22 protein-coding genes and 1 riboswitch are annotated in these 18677 nt (G+C 68.0%); of the genes, 1 reads left to right on the top strand and 21 read right to left on the bottom strand.

Going from position 1 to position 18677, the window contains the following annotated elements; all coding sequences use genetic code 11:
• Positions 1–14: 14 nt before the first annotated feature.
• Positions 15–626: a response regulator transcription factor gene (locus tag L1F06_RS08445; RefSeq protein ID WP_003244575.1), complete on the top strand. Its 612-nt coding sequence runs from the start codon at positions 15–17 to the stop codon at positions 624–626.
• A gap of 4 nt (positions 627–630) precedes the next feature.
• Here L1F06_RS08445 and L1F06_RS08440 read toward each other — a convergent pair whose 3' ends face one another.
• From L1F06_RS08440 to L1F06_RS08345, 21 genes are all read right to left on the bottom strand, one after another.
• A complete protein-coding gene (locus tag L1F06_RS08440; RefSeq protein WP_129483063.1) occupies positions 631–2391 on the bottom strand; it encodes a hybrid sensor histidine kinase/response regulator in 1761 nt (586 codons plus the stop codon).
• A 12-nt stretch (positions 2392–2403) separates the two neighbouring features.
• On the bottom strand, positions 2404–3462 hold the full coding sequence (locus tag L1F06_RS08435; RefSeq protein ID WP_129483064.1) for a lipase secretion chaperone: 1059 nt from the start codon (positions 3460–3462) through the stop codon (positions 2404–2406).
• A 42-nt stretch (positions 3463–3504) separates the two neighbouring features.
• Positions 3505–4431 carry an esterase/lipase family protein gene (locus tag L1F06_RS08430; RefSeq protein WP_003244569.1) on the bottom strand — a complete coding sequence of 309 codons (927 nt, stop codon included), beginning with the start codon at positions 4429–4431 and terminating at the stop codon, positions 3505–3507.
• A 122-nt stretch (positions 4432–4553) separates the two neighbouring features.
• Positions 4554–5105, bottom strand: coding sequence for a glutathione peroxidase (locus L1F06_RS08425; protein ID WP_012018264.1), 552 nt, complete (start codon positions 5103–5105; stop codon positions 4554–4556).
• A gap of 62 nt (positions 5106–5167) precedes the next feature.
• On the bottom strand, positions 5168–5293 hold the full coding sequence (locus L1F06_RS24935; RefSeq protein ID WP_269767852.1) for a hypothetical protein: 126 nt from the start codon (positions 5291–5293) through the stop codon (positions 5168–5170).
• The gene (locus tag L1F06_RS08420) at positions 5290–6495 is read right to left on the bottom strand and encodes an MFS transporter (protein ID WP_003244563.1); all 1206 of its coding nucleotides are present in this window, start codon (positions 6493–6495) and stop codon (positions 5290–5292) included. The genes L1F06_RS24935 and L1F06_RS08420 overlap by 4 nt, the downstream gene beginning before the upstream one ends.
• Before the next feature lie 52 nt (positions 6496–6547).
• A complete protein-coding gene (locus L1F06_RS08415) occupies positions 6548–6952 on the bottom strand; it encodes a MarR family winged helix-turn-helix transcriptional regulator (RefSeq protein WP_129483065.1) in 405 nt (134 codons plus the stop codon).
• Between the two features lie 73 nt (positions 6953–7025).
• Positions 7026–7757 carry an adenosylcobinamide-GDP ribazoletransferase gene (locus tag L1F06_RS08410; RefSeq protein WP_129483066.1) on the bottom strand — a complete coding sequence of 244 codons (732 nt, stop codon included), beginning with the start codon at positions 7755–7757 and terminating at the stop codon, positions 7026–7028.
• The gene (cobC, locus tag L1F06_RS08405) at positions 7754–8329 is read right to left on the bottom strand and encodes an alpha-ribazole phosphatase family protein (RefSeq protein WP_252576750.1); all 576 of its coding nucleotides are present in this window, start codon (positions 8327–8329) and stop codon (positions 7754–7756) included. The genes L1F06_RS08410 and cobC overlap by 4 nt, the downstream gene beginning before the upstream one ends.
• Entirely contained in the window at positions 8326–9381 is a 1056-nt protein-coding gene (gene cobT / locus L1F06_RS08400; protein WP_129483067.1) for a nicotinate-nucleotide--dimethylbenzimidazole phosphoribosyltransferase, read from the bottom strand. The genes cobC and cobT overlap by 4 nt, the downstream gene beginning before the upstream one ends.
• Entirely contained in the window at positions 9378–9899 is a 522-nt protein-coding gene (gene cobU / locus L1F06_RS08395) for a bifunctional adenosylcobinamide kinase/adenosylcobinamide-phosphate guanylyltransferase (protein WP_129483068.1), read from the bottom strand. The genes cobT and cobU overlap by 4 nt, the downstream gene beginning before the upstream one ends.
• Before the next feature lie 68 nt (positions 9900–9967).
• Complete coding sequence (locus L1F06_RS08390; protein WP_012018259.1) at positions 9968–11419, bottom strand: cobyric acid synthase; 1452 nt, start codon at positions 11417–11419, stop codon at positions 9968–9970.
• A complete protein-coding gene (gene cobD / locus L1F06_RS08385; protein WP_129483069.1) occupies positions 11419–12429 on the bottom strand; it encodes a threonine-phosphate decarboxylase CobD in 1011 nt (336 codons plus the stop codon). The genes L1F06_RS08390 and cobD overlap by 1 nt, the downstream gene beginning before the upstream one ends.
• Positions 12422–13330, bottom strand: coding sequence for an adenosylcobinamide-phosphate synthase CbiB (gene cbiB / locus L1F06_RS08380; protein WP_129483070.1), 909 nt, complete (start codon positions 13328–13330; stop codon positions 12422–12424). The genes cobD and cbiB overlap by 8 nt, the downstream gene beginning before the upstream one ends.
• Positions 13331–13333: 3 nt before the next feature.
• Positions 13334–13987, bottom strand: coding sequence for a 5,6-dimethylbenzimidazole synthase (gene bluB / locus L1F06_RS08375; RefSeq protein ID WP_129483071.1), 654 nt, complete (start codon positions 13985–13987; stop codon positions 13334–13336).
• Positions 13984–15276: a cobyrinic acid a,c-diamide synthase CobB gene (locus L1F06_RS08370; protein WP_129483072.1), complete on the bottom strand. Its 1293-nt coding sequence runs from the start codon at positions 15274–15276 to the stop codon at positions 13984–13986. Before L1F06_RS08370 ends, bluB begins: the two co-directional genes overlap by 4 nt.
• Entirely contained in the window at positions 15276–15887 is a 612-nt protein-coding gene (gene cobO / locus L1F06_RS08365; protein WP_096826807.1) for a cob(I)yrinic acid a,c-diamide adenosyltransferase, read from the bottom strand. The genes L1F06_RS08370 and cobO overlap by 1 nt, the downstream gene beginning before the upstream one ends.
• Positions 15888–16071: 184 nt before the next feature.
• Positions 16072–16282: riboswitch (cobalamin riboswitch) on the bottom strand.
• 33 nt (positions 16283–16315) lie between these two features.
• A complete protein-coding gene (locus tag L1F06_RS08360; RefSeq protein WP_003244541.1) occupies positions 16316–16636 on the bottom strand; it encodes a hypothetical protein in 321 nt (106 codons plus the stop codon).
• A gap of 6 nt (positions 16637–16642) precedes the next feature.
• A complete protein-coding gene (locus tag L1F06_RS08355) occupies positions 16643–17302 on the bottom strand; it encodes an O-methyltransferase (protein WP_129483073.1) in 660 nt (219 codons plus the stop codon).
• Between the two features lie 7 nt (positions 17303–17309).
• Entirely contained in the window at positions 17310–17834 is a 525-nt protein-coding gene (locus L1F06_RS08350) for a C40 family peptidase (protein ID WP_129483074.1), read from the bottom strand.
• A gap of 84 nt (positions 17835–17918) precedes the next feature.
• A complete protein-coding gene (locus L1F06_RS08345) occupies positions 17919–18530 on the bottom strand; it encodes a C40 family peptidase (protein WP_003244536.1) in 612 nt (203 codons plus the stop codon).
• Positions 18531–18677 lie beyond the last annotated feature (147 nt).

The following is an 18677-nucleotide window of genomic DNA, read 5'->3' as shown; positions in this document are numbered from 1 at the left end:
CGCGTGAGACCATCATGACTGCCCTCTGCACCACCCTGCCCGACCACCTGCACCTGCTGCTGGTGGACGACCACCGGATCTTCCTCGACGGCCTGGCCCTGGCCCTGGCCCCACTCGCCCGCGACCTGCAGATCGACACCGCGCAGAACGCCGCCGAAGCGGAGCAGCGCCTGCAACAGCAGACTTACGACCTGATCCTGCTCGACCTGCGCCTGCCCGACGAACCGGGACTGGAACTGCTGCAGCGCTGGCTGGCGCGCGGCGAAAGCACGCCGGTGGCCATCCTCAGCGCCAGCGACTCGGCCGTCGATGCCCAGGCCGCACTGGCCGCCGGCGCACTCGGCTTCATTCCCAAGAGTGCCGACGGCAAGGCCCTGCGCCAGGCGGTAACGCGCGTGCTGCTGGGCGAGACCCTGCCGGCGCCGAGCAGCACCTCGCCGCTGACGCCCAGGCAACTGGAAATTCTGCAATTGCTGGCCGAAGGCCTGCCGAACAAGGCCATCAGCCGTCAGCTGGGCCTGGCCGAAGACACGGTGAAAACCCACCTCAAGGCGCTGTTCGAAACCTTCGCCGTACACACCCGCACCGCCTGCGTCAGCGCCGCCCGCCAGCGCGGCTGGCTGTAATCAATCAGCTGAGCGCCTGGCGCACCTGCAGCTGAGTCGCCAACACCTGGCGCAAACGCGCCGGCAGCAGGGGCTTGCCCAGCGGAATGACATGCGCCGGCAGGCAGCGTTCGTGCAGCTCCGGGCTCAGGTCGGCGCTGATCAGCAGTGCCGGCAACATCTGCCCGGCCGCCTCGCGCAGGCGTTCGATGGCCTGCAGGCCATCGCCCTGCTCGGCCAGCCGGTAATCGCTGATCAGCAAATGCGGTACCTGCCGATGCAGCGCCATCAGCGCCTCGGCCAGATCGGCACAGGCCTGCACCTCGCAGCCCCAGCGGCGCAGCAGACCGCTCAAGGCCTCGCGGCCGGTGTCGTCGTCCTCCAGCAGCAGGATGCGCCCCTTGAGCGCCAGCCCCGCGCTGCTGCGCGGCGCCTGCTCCGCCAGTTCGGCGGCGGGCAGACGCAGGATGAAGCGCGTTCCGGCGCCAGGTTGCGACTCGAGCTGCAGCGGATGTTCCAGCACCTCGGCCAGTTGCCGCACGATGGCCAGGCCCAATCCCAGGCCGCGCTCGGCACTACGCCCCGGATTGTCCAGCTGGCGAAACTCCTCGAACACCAGCGCCTGCTCGGCCTCGCTCAGGCCGCGGCCATCGTCGGCCACTGCCAACACGATGTTCTGCCCCTCACGCCAAGCGCTCAGGCTCAGCTCTCCGGCCTGGGCGTGCAGCAGCGCGTTATGCAGCAGGTTGCGCAGCAGCCGCTCCAGTAGCAGCGGATCGCTGCGCACGGCACACGCCTCGCTGTTCAGCCGCAGTTGCACAGCCTGCTGCTGCGCCTCCGGGGCGATCTCGCCGAGCAGGCGTTCGAGCAGCGGGCGCAGGGCGAACGCGTGGGGCCTGGCCTGCACACCGCCAGGCAGGGTCAGACGGCTGTAGTCGAGCAGCGACTGCAGCAAGCGTCCCAGCTGCTCCACCGAGGCGGCCAGGCGCGTGCTGATGCGACGCGTCTGTGCATCGCCCCCCTGCTCCACCAGGTGCTCGGCATACAGGCCCATGGCATTGAGCGGCTGGCGCAGGTCGTGACTGGCCGCCGCCAGCAGACGCAGCTTGCGCGCATCGTCGGCCTCGGCGCGCTGGCGAGCCAGGTCGAGCAGGCGCAGGTTGAGCCAGGCGCCACGCTGGCCATGCTCCTGCATATAGGCACCGACGGTGCCGATCATGTTGGCGCAGAGCAGAAACAAGGCCTGATACGCCAGCTCGCGTCCAGGCTCGTCGAGCGCCAGGCCCGCACCGACGAACAGCAGGCAGAAGCCCCAACTGCACAGGCTGATCACCCGAAACGACAGCCCCAGCAGGGCATAGCCGAACAGCAGAACCAGAAACAGGCCGTCGTAAGGCATGGCCACGCCTTGGCGCCAGCACAGGTGCACGATCAGCGCGACACTGACGCCGGTGAGCAGGTAGGCCAGGGCGTAGACGCCGACCACCGCCGCTGGCGTGGCCTGCGCACGCCGGCAATAGAAGAAGGCCAGCACCACCGCGCCCAGGGCCAGCAGGCGCAGGGGCAACACCGACAGGCTGACCTGCAAGGGCATGGCGAGAAAATCCAGCAGCGCGTAGATCAGCTGGAACAGCACAGCGGTCACCGCGATCAACGGCAAACGCCGGCGAATGCGCTGAGCGCGATGGGCGGCGAACGCCTGCTCCAGCTCGGCAACGAAGCGCAGACGGCGATGGCCGCGGCGCTGCTGCGCCAGCAGCAAACGCTCCAGGGGCGGCGCACTCATCGGCGGCGCCACTCAGGGCTCGGACGCAGGCTCCGGCTGTTTGGCGGCGATGGCGTCATAGGTCTCCACACGGTGTCGGTCCTCGCTGGCGAACAGGCGCTCGCGCAACTGTCGCTGCAGCTGCTCGCCATCCTCCGTGCTGAGGCCGCGTCCCTGCAGGCCGGCGAGCTCACGCCGGTAGGCCTGGTAACGCTGCTGCCAGTCGCGCTCGCGGCGCTGTTCGACGAGCAGGCGCTGCACGGTGTCCGGATCATAGGTCATGGCCAGGAATTCGCGCACCTGCTGCTCGTCCGCCCCCTCACGCCACAACTGCTCGCTGCGCGCCAGTTGCTCCAGAGCCAGCTGCTGGCGCTGCTCGCTGGCACGCAGCGCCTCGGGCAGACGCTCGCGCGCCTGCTCCTGCAGCTGCGCCCGCTGCGAGTCGTCGAGGTCGTCACGCTGCTGCAGGGCGAGACTGTCGAGGGTGTAGCGCGCGTAGGCCTGCTCGGCGCCGAACAGGGCCTCCTGCGCGGCCGCGGAAAAATGCGCGCGGCGCAGCGCATCCAGACGCTCGAAGGCTGCCTGCAATACCTGCAACTGCGCCTGCGGATCGACCTGTTGGTGAGCATCCAGAGGCTGCTGCATCAGCGCCATGCTGGCGCGCTTGTAGTCCAGATAGTCGCCGAGCAGGCTGATCAGCTGCCCCAGCGCCGGCTCCGGCAGGCGGCGTCCGGCGTCGGCCAGCAGCGCCTCGATCACGGCATCGAGACCGGAGTGGTCGACGGCGCTGAGGAAGTAGTCGAAGTAGTCGCGCACGGCCAGCTCCAGCAGCAGATTGCCGGCAGCATCGGTTTGCAGACGACCGTCCACCTCGGTGCCGGCCAGGCTCGGCAGCGCGGCGGCCACGGATGGCTGCGCCTGCGCGGCAGCCGGCACGGCAGAGGCCGATGATGGAGTGAGCGGCGCGGCCTGGGCCTGCGCAGCCACGCTGGATGCAGGCGCCTGGCCTTCGCCAGCCGGCCACCGCCAGTAGAGAGTCAGAGCGCCGGCCAGCAGCACGGCGGCCAGAGAGAAGGTGAAGAACCTGGACATACCACCTCGCTGCGGCGGGTCACCCCGCCGCCATTGCCGAAATCAGATGCCTTTGCCCTTCAGGCGGTTGGCGTGCTGGCGGTACAGCGATACCGGCTCGGTCCAGCCGCGAATGCCGAACAGATGGTTGATCGCATCGACGTGGTTCATGTTGTAGCTGTCGCCGAGCACCTGCCCCAGGTAGGTGGCACAGACGCCGACCAGGCCATCGTTCTTCTCGCTGCCGAACACCAGGCCGGTGAAGGCCAGGAAGGGATCGGCGGCATCGAGCACGTTGGTGTAGGCGACGTTACCGGTCCAGGAGTAGTAGCGAATGTTGTGGCCGCGCACGTTGTGCACTTCGCTGGACTTGGCGCAGTAGCTGGAATTGTTGATGCCCCAGGGATGGCGACCGTTCAGCGCGTTGGTGCCCGGCGTAGTCAGGGTCGCCAGAGCATCGATGCCGCTCTGCGGGTTGCTGGCCCCGGAGAGCAGGTTGATCAGCGAGCCCAGTGCATTGGCGATGGCATTGGCGCCACCCTCGATCAACCCGCCGGCGGGAATCACGCCACGCACCACATCGGCGACCTTCGAGCCCTTGTTCACGCCATTGATCGAGGTCACCGAGGCGACCAGATCCGGGCGCAGCGAGGCGGCCACGCGGGAGGTCGGCGAGCCCTGGCTGTGGCCGATCAGGTTGACCTTGCCGCCACCGGCCGCGGCCCAGGGCACGATCTGCCGGGCCAGCTCGGCACCGCGCTGCTCGCTGTCGTTGAAGGCGGCGACACTGGCGACGTGAACCCGCGCGCCATCGCGCTCGAGGTTCCAGGGGATGGTGTGGAAGTAGTTGACCAGGCCACCGATGGTGTTGAAGCCGGTGATGCCGTGAACCAGCACGATCGGGTACTTGGTCTGGGTGTAGTTGGCCTGGGCCTGGACGGCGCCGAGCAGGGCCAGACTGGCGACAGCAGTGGTAAAGACGCGACGCATGGGTGCCTCCTTATTGTTCTTGTCGGGCACGCCGGGGTTACTGCGTCCGGCGCCTGGCCAGTCTAGGCAGGCAGGCGGAGGCGGCCCATCGCCCAGATGGGTGAAGGGCCGTGAGTCAGGTCTCAGGGTTGCGAGGCGATTGCCTTCTCCACCGCGGCGACCAGCTCGGGATCATCCGGCTTGGTCAGGCTGGAAAAACTGGCCACCACCTTGCCCTGACGGTCGACCACATATTTGAAGAAGTTCCAGCGCGGCGCCCTGCTCTGCTCGGCCAGGCCCTTGAACAGGGGAATGGCATTGCCCCCGGAAACCGGCTGCGGCTCGGTCATGGCGAAGGTCACGCCGTAGTTGACGTAGCAGACGGTGGCGGTTTCCTCGCTGCTGTCGGCCTCCTGACGGAAATCGTCGGACGGCACGCCCAGCACTTCCAGGCCCTGATCCTTGTAACGCTGATAAAGCGCTTCGAGCCCTTTGAATTGCGGGGTGAAGCCGCAGAAGCTGGCGGTATTGACCACCACCAGCGGCTTGCCGGCGAACTGGCAGAGTTCGACGCTCTCACCCTTGGCGCGCAGCTTGGGCAATTCTCCCTGCAGCAGTGCCGGACATTCGGCGGCCAGCACCGGCAATGCCAGGCTGGAGAGCAGCAAGGAGCAGGCAAGACGATGAAGCGACATGACGGTGACCTCGAGCGATAACGCGGTCTTGCCACGCTACTCGCAGGGCATGCGCCAGGCAACTAGCAAATGCCCAAGCCCAATTGCAGCAGGGCCAGCCCGCCCTGGCGCCAGCCCCACCAGGCGAGCGCCAGCAGCAGGCCAAGGCCCACTGCCACGGCGCCGAATGTCAGTGCCTTGCGGCTCACGCCGGCGCCCCCTGCAGGCGCGCCACCGGCACTTCGCGCACCGGCCAGTTGAGCGCGGCGGCCATCACGCTCAGGCCGATGGAGATCTGCCAGACCAGGTCGTAGCTGCCGGTGGTGTCATAGAGATAGCCGCCCAGCCAGCCGCCGAGGAAGGAGCCGAGCTGGTGGAAGAGGAACACGATACCGCCGAGCATCGACAGGTTGCGCACACCGAACAGGGTGGCCACCGTGCCATTGGTCAGCGGCACGGTCGACAGCCACAGCAGACCCATGGCGATACCGAACAGATAGGCGCTCCACTGCGTCAGCGGCGCTGCGATGAACAGCGCGATCACCACCCCGCGCAGCAGGTACAGGGCGCTGAGCAGGCGCGGCTTGGCCATGCGCCCGCCGAGCCAGCCGGCGATGTAGGTACCGAAGATATTGAACAGCCCCACCAGGGCCAGCACCGTAGTGCCGGTCAGTGCCGGCAGATGATGATCGACCAGGTAGGCCGGCAGGTGCACGGCAACGAACACCACCTGGAAGCCGCAGACGAAGAAGCCCAGTGCCAGCAGCCAGAAGCCGGAATGCCCGGCCGCCTCGCGCAGCGCCTCGACCAGCGTCTGCTCATGCCCGGTCGGTTGCGCCTGCGGCTGCTCACGAATCATCGCCGCCAAGGGCAGAATCAACGCCACCAGCAGGCCAAGCGCCAGCAGCGCCGCCGACCAACCCAGCCAACCGATCAGCCCCAGCGTGCCGGGCAGCATGGCGAACTGGCCGAAGGAGCCGGCGGCCGCGGCAATGCCCATGGCCATGCTGCGCTTCTCCACCGGCACGGCACGGCCAACCACGCCGAGGATCACCGAGAACGAGGTGCCGGACAGGCCGATGCCGATCAGCAGCCCGGCGCTCAGCGACAACGACAGCGGGGAATCGGACATGCCCATCAGCACCAACCCGAGCACATAGAGCACGCCGCCGGTGATGATGGCCTTGCGCGCACCGAAACGGTCGGCCAGCGCCCCGGTGATCGGCTGCGCCAGGCCCCAGATCAGGTTCTGCAGGGCGATGGCGAAGGCGAACACCTCACGGCCCCAGCCGAACTCCGCACTCATCGGCGGCAGGAACAGGCCGAAGCCGTGGCGGGTACCCAACGACAGCGCCAGGATTAGCGAGGCGCCAAGCAGCAGCCAGGTGGACGAACGCCATGCAGTTGTCATCGTGATCTCCAGCAGACGGCCGCCTGCGGCCGTGTAGGCAGTAAAGGGCCGATCAGGCCAGTTCTTCGAGCAGTTTCATCAGTTCCGCGCGGCGATCCTCGCCCAGCCGCGCGTTCAGCTCGCGCTGCACCTGCTCCCACAGCGGCAGCGCCTGTTCGATACGTTGCAGGCCGGCCTCTGTGAGCCGTACCTCGCGAGCACGCAAATCGCGCCCTTCTCCCAGTTGCAGCAGCTCCTGCTCCTGTAGTACCCGCAGGTTGCGTCCCAGGGTGCTGCGATCCAGCCCCATGGCTTCGGCCAGCGCGGAAATACTCGGCTGCCCGAGCCGCTGCACGTGGCGCAACAGGGAAAACTGCGCGGCACCGAGCCCGACGGCAGCCAGGGCGTCATCGTAGCGACGGGTCACGCCGCGGCTGGCGCGGCGCAGTTGGGTACAGAGGCAGGAAGTCGGCAACATGGATACAGGTATATACCCGTATCAGTCATCGGTACTCATACAGTTGCCGGCCGTGTCTGCGTAACAGTTGCGTTCAGAGGCTCAGCGCCAGGGCCAGCAGTGCCGCGCACTCGGCCAGCTCGAGCAGCGCGCCGGCGGTATCGCCCGTGGTGCCGCCCAGGCGCTGCAACAGGGCGCGGCGCAGCCAGACGAACAGTGCCAGGGCCGTGGCCAGGGCAATCAATGCCCCCCAGCCCAGCAGCAACATGGCCGCCACATGCCCACCCAGCACCCAGAGCAACTGCCTGCGCGGCAGATGATCGACCAATGCCTGCCCCAGACCGCCGGCGCGCACGTAGGGCGTGGTCGCCAGCAGCAGCGGCAGCAGGCTGCGCCCCAGCCAGGGCAGCAGCACCAGATAGATGCCCTGCCCGGCCTGCAACAGGATCAGCAATGCGGCGAACTTGAGCAGCAACAGCAGCACCAGTACCACCACGGCGATGGGGCCGCTGCGTGGATCCTTCATGATTGCCAGGGTGCGCTCGGGGTCGCCGAAGCCGCCAACCCAGGCATCGGCCGTATCGGCCAGGCCGTCCAGATGCAGGCCGCCGCTCAAGCCCACCCACAACGCCAGAATGATCGCCGCCTGCAGCACGTCCGGCGTCTGCCCCAGCAGCAGATGGGCGAGCCATAGCAGCAGGCCGAGCAGCAGCCCCACCGCCGGATACCAGAGCAGCGAGCGGCCGATCTGCTCGGGCGTCGGCATACCCGGCAGGCTGACCGGCAGACGGGTGAGAAACTGCAGGGCGATCCGTGGCGCGATCATGCCAGCTCCGTCAGTTGCCCGTCGGCAGCCAGGCGCAGGCGAAAGCGCTGGGCATAGCCGACGTTGACCTGCAGCAGATCCTGGCGCGGCAGACCGCGTGCGCGCGCCAGCAGCAGGCGCATCACGCCGCCGTGGGTGATCAGCAGCAGGCGCTGGCCGGCATGGGCCAGCGCCAGGCCTTGCAGCGCAGCCAACACGCGGGCCTCGAACTGCAGCAGCGGCTCGCCGTTGGGTGGCGTGAAGGTGTAGGGGTCGGCCCAGAATTGGCCCAGCGCCTCGGCATGAGTTTCCATCAACTGCGCGGCGCTACGCCCTTCCCAGTCGCCGAAATGCAGCTCCTGCAGCCCCGGCTCGTAGTGCAGTGGCAACGCCTGGTCCGCCGCCACCTCCTCGGCGAAGCGCGCGCAGCGCTGCAGCGGCGAGCTGATCAGACGATCCCAGGGCCCCGCTCCCTGCACGGCGGCGCGCAGCTGCGCCCAGCCCTGCTCGGTCAGCGCATCGTCGAGGCTGCCGCGTAGCCCGCCGCCCTGCTCGGTTTCGCCATGACGCAGCAGTTCCAGCTCAAGCATCATTGCGGCCTCTGCGCCACGGCCGCCTCGGCGAAGGTCGCCATCTGCCCGTGCAGGCTGCAGGCCAGGCGCAATAGCGGCACCGCCAAAGCCGCCCCGCTGCCCTCGCCCAGGCGCAGCCCCAGCTCCAGCAAGGGTTCGGCGCCCAATGCCTGCAGCACGCGCACATGACCGGGTTCGGCGCCATGGTGGGCGAACAGCAGCCAGTCGCGGCAGCCCGGATTCAGGCGCACCGCCAGCAAGGCCGCGACGCTGCAGATAAAGCCATCGACCAGTACCGCGATGCCCTGCTGCGCAGCCGCCAGGTAAGCGCCGGTGAGCGCAGCGATCTCGAAGCCGCCCAGGTGGACCAGCGCCTGTAACGGGCCGTCGATCTGCGCATGGTGCAGGGCCAGCGCCGCATCGATCACCCGCGCCTTGTGCGCCACACCTGCACCGTCCAGGCCCGTCCCAGGACCGGCCAGCTCGCTTGCCGGGCAACCCAGCAACCAGCAGGCCAGCGCCGCCGCTGCCGTGGTGTTGCCGATGCCCATCTCGCCACCGACGAACAGGTCGCACCCCACCGCCCGTGCGCGCAGCAGGCTGTCGCGGCCGGCCTCCAGGCAGATTAGCAGCTGCGACAGGGTCATGGCCGGCTCACGGGCGAGATTCTGCGTACCGGCGCCAACGTACAGGTGGCGCACGCCGGGCAACGGCGGCAGCGGCTCGGCGGTGCCCAGGTCGATCACCTCCAGCGCCGCATCGAGTTCGCGCGCCAGTACGCTGATCGCCGCACCACCGCTGACGAAGTTGGCCAGCATCTGCCCGGTCACCGCCTGCGGGTAGGCGGACACTCCCTCGACGACCACGCCATGGTCGCCGGCGAAGATGGCGATCCACAGCTTGTCCAGGCTGGGCCTTTCGCGCCCCTGCAGCGCGGCCAGATGAATGGCCAGTTTTTCCAGACGCCCCAGCGAGCCGGCGGGCTTGGTCAGCTGCTGCTGACGGCTTTCGGCCTTGGTTCGAGCCACGTGGTCGAGCGGTTGGCACGGCCCCTGCCACCATTGCAGTTTCATAGGGCATCTCCCTTGAGGGTCATCGGCAGGCCGGCAACGGTGAACAGCACGCGCTGGCTGCGTTCGGCCAGCGCCTGGTGCAGCCAGCCGGCCTCATCGACATAACGCCGGGTGAGTTCGCCCAATGGCACCACGCCCAGGCCGGTCTCGTTGCTGACCAGCAGAATGCGCCCGGGCAATTGCGCCACACAAGCGAGCAGCGCCTCGCGCTCGGCATTCAGGCGCTGCGCGTCCTCCAGCATCAGCAGATTGGTCAGCCACAGGGTCAGGCAGTCCACCAGCAGGCAGCGCCCGGAAGCGGCCTCTTCCTGCAGCACACGGGCCAGCGCCAGCGGCTCCTCCACCAGCGCCCAATGCGCCGGACGCCGGGCGCGGTGCTGGGCAACCCGCTCGTTCATCTCGCCGTCGAGCGGCTGGCTGGTGGCGATGTAAACCACCTCCAGCCCGGACTCGTCGGCCAGCCTCTCGGCCAGGCGGCTCTTGCCGGAACGGGCACCGCCGAGGATCAGTTCAAGCATCGTCACTCCGTAGGGTGCGCCGTGCGCACCATTCAATCGCTCTGGCGGTGAGCCAGCTCCGCGCTACCCTAGCGGATGCCACAAAGCATCCTGAGCTGCTCGTTATCCAGGTGCAGTTCCACCTGGTCGGCCAGGCGCTCGATATCGCGCTCGCGCAGGGCCTGGTAATCCACCGTCTGTACTTCATGCAGCCCGGCCCAGCGCAGTAGTGCGGCGAACGCCGAGGGCTGCTCGAACAGGCCATGCAGGTAGGTCCCGAGCACCTGACCGTCGGCGCTGAGTCCGCCGTCGCTGCGGCCGTCGTCAAGCTGCACGGCGCCATTGAGGCCCGGCCCGCGACTGACGCCAGCGTGAATCTCGTAACCGCTGACCTGCGCCTGCTCCAGGCACAGCTGGCCACGCACGTTGCGCAACTGTTTCTCCGGCTCCAGCACCGTCTCGAAATCCAGCAGGCCGAGGCCCTCGCTGCTGCCGGCAGCGCCTTCCAGGCCATGCGGATCGTGAATCTGCCGACCGAGCATCTGCAGGCCGCCGCAGATGCCCAGCAGTTTGCCGCCATAGCGCAGATGGCGGGCGATGGCCGTGTCCCAGCCCTGCTCGCGCAGCCGGGCCAGGTCGGCGCGCACGCTCTTGGAGCCGGGCAGGATGATCAGGTCGGCCGGCGGGATGGCCTGGCCCGGCCCGACGAAGGTCAGCTGCACCTGCGGATGCAGGCGCAGCGGGTCGAAATCGGTATGGTTGCTGATGCGCGGCAGCACCGGCACCACCACGCGCAGCGCCTGCGCGCTCTTGGCCTGCTGACGGGTATCGACGGCGTCTTCGGCTTCCAGGTGAAAGTCCGTCAGGTACGGCAGCACGCCGAGCACCGGCTTGCCGGTGCGCTGCTCCAGCCAGTCCAGCCCCGGTTTGAGCAGGGCGATATCGCCGCGAAAACGGTTGATCACGAAGCCCCTGATCCGCGCCTGTTCGCTGGGGCTGAGCAGCTCCAGGGTGCCGACCAGATGGGCGAACACGCCGCCCTTGTCGATGTCGGCGATCAGGATCACCGGACAGTCCACCGCCTCGGCGAAGCCCATGTTGGCGATGTCGCCGGCGCGCAGGTTGATCTCGGCCGGCGAACCGGCGCCCTCGACCAGCACCAGCTGGTGGCGCTCGACCAGGCGGGCGTGGGATTCCAGCACTGCCGCCATCGCCACCGGCTTGTAGCCGTGGTAGGTCAGCGCCTGCATGTTGCCGATGGCGCGGCCGTGGATGATCACCTGGGCGCCCATGTCGCTGTTGGGCTTGAGCAGCACCGGGTTCATGTCGGTGTGCGGCGCCAGGCCGGCGGCCTGTGCTTGCACCGCCTGGGCCCGCCCGATCTCGCCGCCATCGGCGGTCACTGCCGAGTTGAGCGCCATGTTCTGCGGCTTGAATGGCGCCACGGAGACGCCCTGGCGCCGCGCCCAGCGGCACAGCGCCGTCACCAGGGTACTCTTGCCGGCATCGGAAGTGGTGCCCTGCACCATCAGGGTTGGCATCAGGAGGTTTCCTCAAGGCTGGCGAGGATCGGCGCGCAGTCCAGCAAGCCCTGCTCCAGGCGCAGCCAGCCGGCCTCGTCTGCCGGCAGGCCGAAGCGCAGGCTGTCCAGCTCGGCGAACAGCCTGATCAGAATGCCGCGCCGTGCCAGCAGCTCCATGCAGGGCACCGCACGGCGCGTGCAGCAGAACTGGAACAGCGCCGAACCGCCGGTAGGCGGCAGGCCGCAGTCGCGCAGCAGCGCCGCCAGACGCTCGCCATCGGCCAGCAAACGCTCGCGCTGGCGGCGCTGGCCGTCGCTGTCAGCAAGCAGCTGGCGGGCGATGCTGCGCGCCGGACCGCTGACCGCCCAGGGCCCGAGCAGCGCTTCCAGCTCATCCAGCAAGGCCTGCGCCGCCAGCACGAAGCCCAGACGCAGGCCGGCCAGACCGAAGAACTTGCCGAACGAGCGCAGCACGATCAGCCCCGGCATGTCGCTGTAGGCCGCCAGGCTGTGCTGCGGCGTGCAGTCGATGAAGGCTTCGTCGACCACCAGCCAGCCGCCGCGTTCGGCCAGCTCGTCGTGCCAGTCGAGCAGGCGCGCCGGCTCGATCAGACGCCCGGTCGGGTTGTTGGGATTGACCACCAGCAGGACGTCGAGCTGCGGCAGCGCGCGATGCACCGAGCCTTCGCTGAGCTTGGTGATGCGATGGCCTTCGCGGCGCCAGGCCGCGGCGTGCTCGGCGTAGGTCGGCGCGAGGATGCCCACGTTGCTGTGCGTGCGCAGCCGTGGCAGAGCCTGGATCGCCGCCTGCGAACCGGCCACCGGCAACAGGCTGGCGGCGCCGTAATAATCGCGCGCGGCCGCCTCCAGGCCATCGTTGATCTCGGGCAACCGCGCCCAGGCCTGAGCGGGAACCGGCGGCAGATCCCAGCCATAGGGGGCGATACCGGTGGACAGGTCCAGCCAGTCCTCCAGGGGGATGCCATAGCGCTGCGCCGCCGCGCGCAGTCGACCTCCGTGTTCAAGCACCCAGCACCTCCCAGATCATCAGGCACAGCAACCACAGGCCAACGCCGGCAACGACCCGGTTCATCGCCCGTTCGATATCCCGCGCGCGCGGCGCAGGGCCCTCGCCCAGCTGCGGGCGCTCATGCAGCTCGCCGTGGTATTCGGCGGCGCCGCCCAGACTCACACCCAGGCTGCCGGCACCAGCGGCCATCACCGGGCCAGCATTGGGACTGTCCCACAATGGCGCCTGCCGGCGCCAGCAGCGCAGCGCCAGAAGGGTATTCCCGAGCAGCGCATAGGTCAGCGCCACCAGGCGCGCCGGGATGTAATTGAGTAGGTCATCAATCTTCGCCGCCGCCCAGCCGAAGCGCTCGAAGCGCTCGTTGCGATAGCCCCACATGGCGTCCAGGGTATTGCTCAGGCGGTACAGCACCACGCCGGGCGCACCGGCGACGATGAACCAGAACAAGGCGGCGAATACCGCATCGGAACCGTTCTCCAGCACCGACTCGGTACCGGCGCGGGCCACGCCGGTGGCGTCCAGCTCGGCGGTGTTGCGGCTGACCATCCAGCCGACCCGCTCGCGTGCCAGCTGCAGATCGCCCAGACGCAGCGCGCGGGCCACCGGCTGCGCGTGCTCGTAAAGACTGCGCAGGCCAATGGCGAAATACAGGGCGAAGATCTCCACCGCCCAGCCCAACCCGCTGATCTGCACCAGCAGCCAGGTGAGCAGGGTCAGCGGCAGCACTGCCAGGCACCAGGCGGTGACGCCATGGCTGCGCCAGCCACCGCCGGCCGGGTTGAAGCGCTGCTCCAGGCGATCGGCCAGGCGCCCGAAGGCCACCAGCGGATGCGCGCGGCTTGGCTCGCCCAGCACGGCGTCCAGCGCCACACCGGCGCAGGTGATCAGCGCCAGGCTCATTGTTCAGTCACCCTGCACTCCCCATCGATTCTCGAACAGCAGCTCGCTCAGCGGTCGAGGCGTGGCCCAGCCCTCTTGCACCAGCATGGGTTTTTCATAGAAGGCATCCACCGGCCCCAGACAGAGCAGCGCCACCGGCTTGCTGCCGGCCGGCATGCCCAGCAGCTCAGCCAGCGCTTCGGGATCGAACAGCGACACCCAGCCCAGCCCAAGACCTTCGGCGCGCGCGGCCAGCCACAGATTCTGAATGGCGCAGGCCACCGAGGCCATATCCATTTCCGGCAGCGTGCGTCGCCCGAAGACATGTGCATCGCGTCCGTCCATCAGCGCCACCGCCAGCAGCTCGGCGCAATCGCGGATGCCCTCGACCTTCAGCCGCATGAATTCGTCGCTGCGCTCGCCCAGGGCCTCTGCGGTGCGTACCCGCTCGGCCTCCACCAGCGCATGGGCCGCCTCACGCAGCTGCTCATCGCGGATGCGCAGGAAACGCCAGGGCTGCATCAGGCCAACGCTGGGCGCATGGTGGGCGGCTTCGAGCAGGCGCGCCAACACCTCGGCCGGCACCTCGCCACCGCTGAAATGGCGCATGTCACGACGCTCGGCGATGGCGCGGTACACCGCCGCGCGCTCCTCGGGGCTGAAGGCGTGCTCGCTCATGGGCGCAGCAGCGCGGCGGCTGCCTCCGGGTTGGACGGCAGGTAGAAGTGGATATAGCTGGCGGTCAGTCGCCCCAGGCGATACACCGCCTCGGCCACCGGCTTGCCGTTCGGACAGCGCCCGCGCACCAGCGGCTCGAGCGGGCTGTCCAGGCGCGAGTGATGGTAGCTATGGCCACGCAGCTCGCCCTCCGGCAGCGTCACCTCCTGCAGGGCCAGCGCGGTCAGGCGCGGCTGCAATGCGGCGCTGCCCGTCAGCAGGCCGAGCATGCGCCCGCTGGCGCCCTGCTTGTCGCGCAGCTCGTCGAGCAGATAGAGCATGCCGCCACATTCGGCGAGCAGCGGCTTGCCGTCCTGATGATGGGCACGGATGGCCGCGGCCATGGCCTGATTGCCTGCAAGCTCGGCCAGATACAGCTCGGGATAACCGCCAGGCAGATAAAGGCTATCCACTTCGGGCAGCGCGCTGTCGGCCAGCGGCGAGAAATAGCGCAGCTCGGCGCCGAGAGCCTGCAGCAGATCGAGATTGGCCTGATAGAGGAAGGCGAACGCCGCATCGCGCGCCACGCCAATGCGCACATCCTTCAACAAGGGCGCGGGTTCATTGATGGGCGGCGCGGCGAAACTCACCGCCGGCGGCAGGTCGACATCGGCACTGGCCGCCAGCGCATCGGCGGCAGCGTCCAGGCGCGCATCCAGATCCGCCAGCTCGGCGGCCTGCACCAGGCCCAGATGGCGACTGGGCAACTCCACCGCGGCGCTGCGCGGCAAGGCGCCGAACCAGCGAATGCTCGGCGGCAGGGCATCGCGCAGGATCTCGCCATGACGGCTGCTGGCAACGCGATTGCCGAGCACGCCGGCAAAGGGCAGATCGGGCTGGAAGGTGGCCAGGCCATGGGCCAGGGCGCCGAAGGTCTGCGCCATGGCCGCGCCGTCGATCACGCCCAGCACCGGCACGCCGAAATGACGCGCCAGGTCCGCCGCCGAGGGTTTGCCGTCGAACAGGCCCATCACCCCTTCGATGAGGATCAGATCCGCCTCGCCCGCAGCCTGCCACAGCAGGCGACGGCTCTCCGCCTCACCGACCATGGCCAGGTCGAGCTGGTACACCGGCGCGCCGCTTGCGCGGGCATGGATCATCGGGTCGAGAAAATCAGGCCCGCACTTGAACACCCGCACGCGCCGACCCTGGCGCGTATGCAGACGTGCCAGCGCAGCGGTGACGGTGGTCTTGCCCTGGCCGGAAGCCGGGGCGGCGATCAGCAACGCCGGACAGTGACGTGTCGTCATCAGAATTCGATGCCCTTCTGCGCCTTCACGCCAGACTTGAACGCATGCTTGACCAGGCTCATCTCGGTGACCGTATCGGCCGCCTCGATCATCCCCGGCAGGGCACCGCGGCCGGTCACCACCACGTGCTGCAGCAGCGGCCGGGCCTCGATATCGGCCAGCACCGCATCCAGTTCGAGATAACCGTGCTTGAGGGCGATGTTCAGCTCGTCCAGCACCACCAGGCCAACGGACTCGTCGCCGAGCAGACGCCGGGCCACGGCCCAGGCCTCCTGCGCCTTGGCGATGTCGCGCTGACGATCCTGGGTCTCCCAGGTGAAGCCCTCGCCCATCACGTGGTAGCTGACTTCCTCGGGGAAACGGCGGAAGAAGGTTTCCTCACCGGTGCTGGCCGCGCCCTTGATGAATTGCACCACGCCAACCTTGATACCGTGGCCAAGGGCGCGCGCGACCATACCGAAGGCGCTGCTGCTCTTGCCCTTGCCGTTTCCGCTGTGCACCAGCAGCAGGCCGTATTCATCCTGGGCCTGGGCGATCTTCTCGTCGATCAGGGCTTTCTTGCGCTGCATGCGCGCCTTGTGGCGGGCGTCGCGTTCGGCGGATTCGCTCATGCTGTGCTCCTGCAAGTCAGGTGCCCGCGTTGCCTGCTTCAGGAACAGTGCGAACGACTATGAAGAATCGCGATGATCCGCGCGACCTCATACAGGCGCCAATGGCTGGTCAGGCGAGCGGAAGGCAGGCAACACCGAGGCCCCGGTAGAAGCGGAGCACTGGCCGGACAACGCCCTCCGCGATGCCGTGGAACTGCGACAGGCCGGTCTCCGGGCTCGTGAGCGAACCTGAAAGGTTCGACGCTGCGCCTTCCCGTGCATTGCACAGTGGCCTGAAACAGCGTTTGACTCACCTACCGTTGCGGGGGCAGCGCCGGCATTGGAACCGGCTTCCCTGTTTCACCCCGGCGCCGTCGATGGAGACGACGCGGGGCACCTGAAGCAAGGCGCGCAGGGTAGAGGCTGACAGCCTCGTGCGTCAACGACAGTCAATGTTTCGGCACGAAGCCCGGTGGTTTGCGCGCCAGCCACTCAACGAAGGTACGCATGCGCTCATCGCTCAATAGCGCCTCACGGCTGTTGTAAGTCAACGCCAGCTCCTTTTCGCTGAACAGGCGGTGAATCTGGTTATGGCAAGCCCGGCAGACCCAGAGCGTGGCGGTAATGCGCTCATGCCGCGCATAGCGCTTCTGTACATAGACCTTGTCATGCAGGGCCTTGGGGATCAGATGGTGGCGGGTCAATGCGACTGGCCTGGCGCACAGCTCGCAAACCTCGGGCTGAGGCGGCAAACGGATGGGATCGGCCATACCCGGCTAACGCTTGCGGCAGAGCGTCAGACCGTCGCCCAGCGGCAACAGCGACAGATCGATGCGCGGGTCGTCACGCAGGGCCAGGTTGAGCGCCTGGATCGCGCGCGTGTCTTCGCTGTCGGGGGAGCGTTGCAGCACCCGACCGCTCCACAGGGTATTGTCGAACAGCAGCAGGCCACCCTGACGCAGCAGAAACAGGGCCTGCTCCAGGTAGGCCGGATAGTTGGCCTTGTCGGCATCGACGAAGATCAGGTCGAAGACGCCCTGTCCCTCTCGAGCCAGCGCCGCCAGGCTTTCAAGCGCCGGGCCCAGCCGCCACTCGATGGATTCGGCAACCCCGGCCTCGGCGAAGTAGCGGCGCGCCGTGGCGTTGTAGTCTCCAGGCAGGTCGCAGCAGATCAGGCGCCCACCCTCGCCCAGGGCCTGCGCCATGCAGAGCGCACTGTAGCCGGTGAAAGTGCCCACCTCGACGATCCGCCGGGCGCCGGTGAGGCGCACCAGCAGCGCCATGAACTGCCCCTGCTCCGGCGCAATCTGCCAGCGCGCCTGGCTTAGCTGCGCGGTTTCTTCACGCAGGCGGGCGAGCAGCGGCGACTCGCGCAGGGAGACATCCAGCAGGTACTGGTAGAGGGCGTCGTCGAGTTGCAGCGTACGCTGAGTCACGCTCGCCTCAGGGATTGCGCGCCAGTTCGGGGGTGATGATGCGTTTGGCATCGAGGTAGACGCCCTGCCAGTAGCCGCTGGCCAGGCTGTCCAGACGCACCGTACCGCCGGTGGAAGGGGCATGGACGAAGCGCCCCTCGCCGACATAGATGCCGGCATGACTGACGGCGCGCCCGCCATTGGTGGCGAAGAACACCAGATCGCCGCTCTGCAGGGCGTCGCGCCGGACGTTGGGCGCGCGCATCGCGCTGAGCTCGCGGGTCGAGCGCGGCAGACTGATGCCCGCGGCATCCCGGTACACGTAACCGATCAGGCCGCTGCAGTCGAAGCCGCCATCCGGGGTGTTACCGCCATAGCGGTAGGGTGTACCGACCAAACCCAGGGCACGAAACAGCACATCCTCGGCGCCCCCCTGGTAATGGGACGCAGTGGAAGGCGGTATATAGGTGGGCTGGGGAGAGGGAGCGCGACTGCTGCAAGCACTCAGCAGCAAGGCGAGAACAAGCAGGGCAACACGGGTCGTAACGGGCATGAGCGAGGCGATCCTGAGCCTGGATGCGCTCTACTCTGCCGTCTCGCGACGAACGGCGCAACCCTGCGGGCGCGCCGTCATGCGTCAAGGATGGCGCTTGGCCTGCGCTTGGCTCTCTTCCACCGGAGCCAGCGCCAGCACGCGCTTGGCCTGCAGGTAGCTGCGATTCCAGTAGCTGTCGTCCAGGCTGTCGATGCGCACGCCGCCGCTGCGGCTGCTGCTGGAATGGATGAACTGATCATCGCCCAGGTAGATGCCGGCGTGACTGACACGACCACGACCGCGATCGTTGAACAGGATCAGATCGCCGGGCTCCAGATCGGCACGGGCCACCTTGGGCGCGTCCAGGTTGATCAGTTCACGCGTGGAACGTGGCAGTTCCAGGCCGATTTCCTCACGGAACACGTAGCCGACGAAGCCGCTGCAATCGAAGCCGGACTGCACCGACGTACCGCCGTAGCGATAACGGGTGCCGATCAGCGAACGACCCAGCTCGAGCAGGCTGTCGGCCAGTTGCGGCATTTCGTAGGGTTTGTCGTCGATCAGAGCGGTGATTTCGTCCTCGGCAGGTTTCACCTGCTGAGCGACGGGCTTGACCGCGGGCTCGGTAACCTGGGGCTGCGGCGCATGGCCGGCACAGGCGGCGAGGAAGGCTGTCAGTGCAATGGGCACGAGGGGTGCGAAGCGTTTTAGCATGGGCACGACCGTGTCAGTGGAATTTATAAGTGCGCGACTATGCCTTCTATGCAGCCCATTTGCAAATTCTATCGTTGGAAATGTGACTCAGTAGTTCCATCCTGCCATCTAACGCGCCCTCCCCGGTTTCCCGCTCGGGCGCGAAAG

Source organism: Pseudomonas hydrolytica (assembly GCF_021495345.1).
Lineage (GTDB): Bacteria > Pseudomonadota > Gammaproteobacteria > Pseudomonadales > Pseudomonadaceae > Aquipseudomonas > Aquipseudomonas hydrolytica.
Note: the sequence above shows the minus strand (reverse complement) of the source record. Positions and strands in the feature narration are given on the sequence as shown.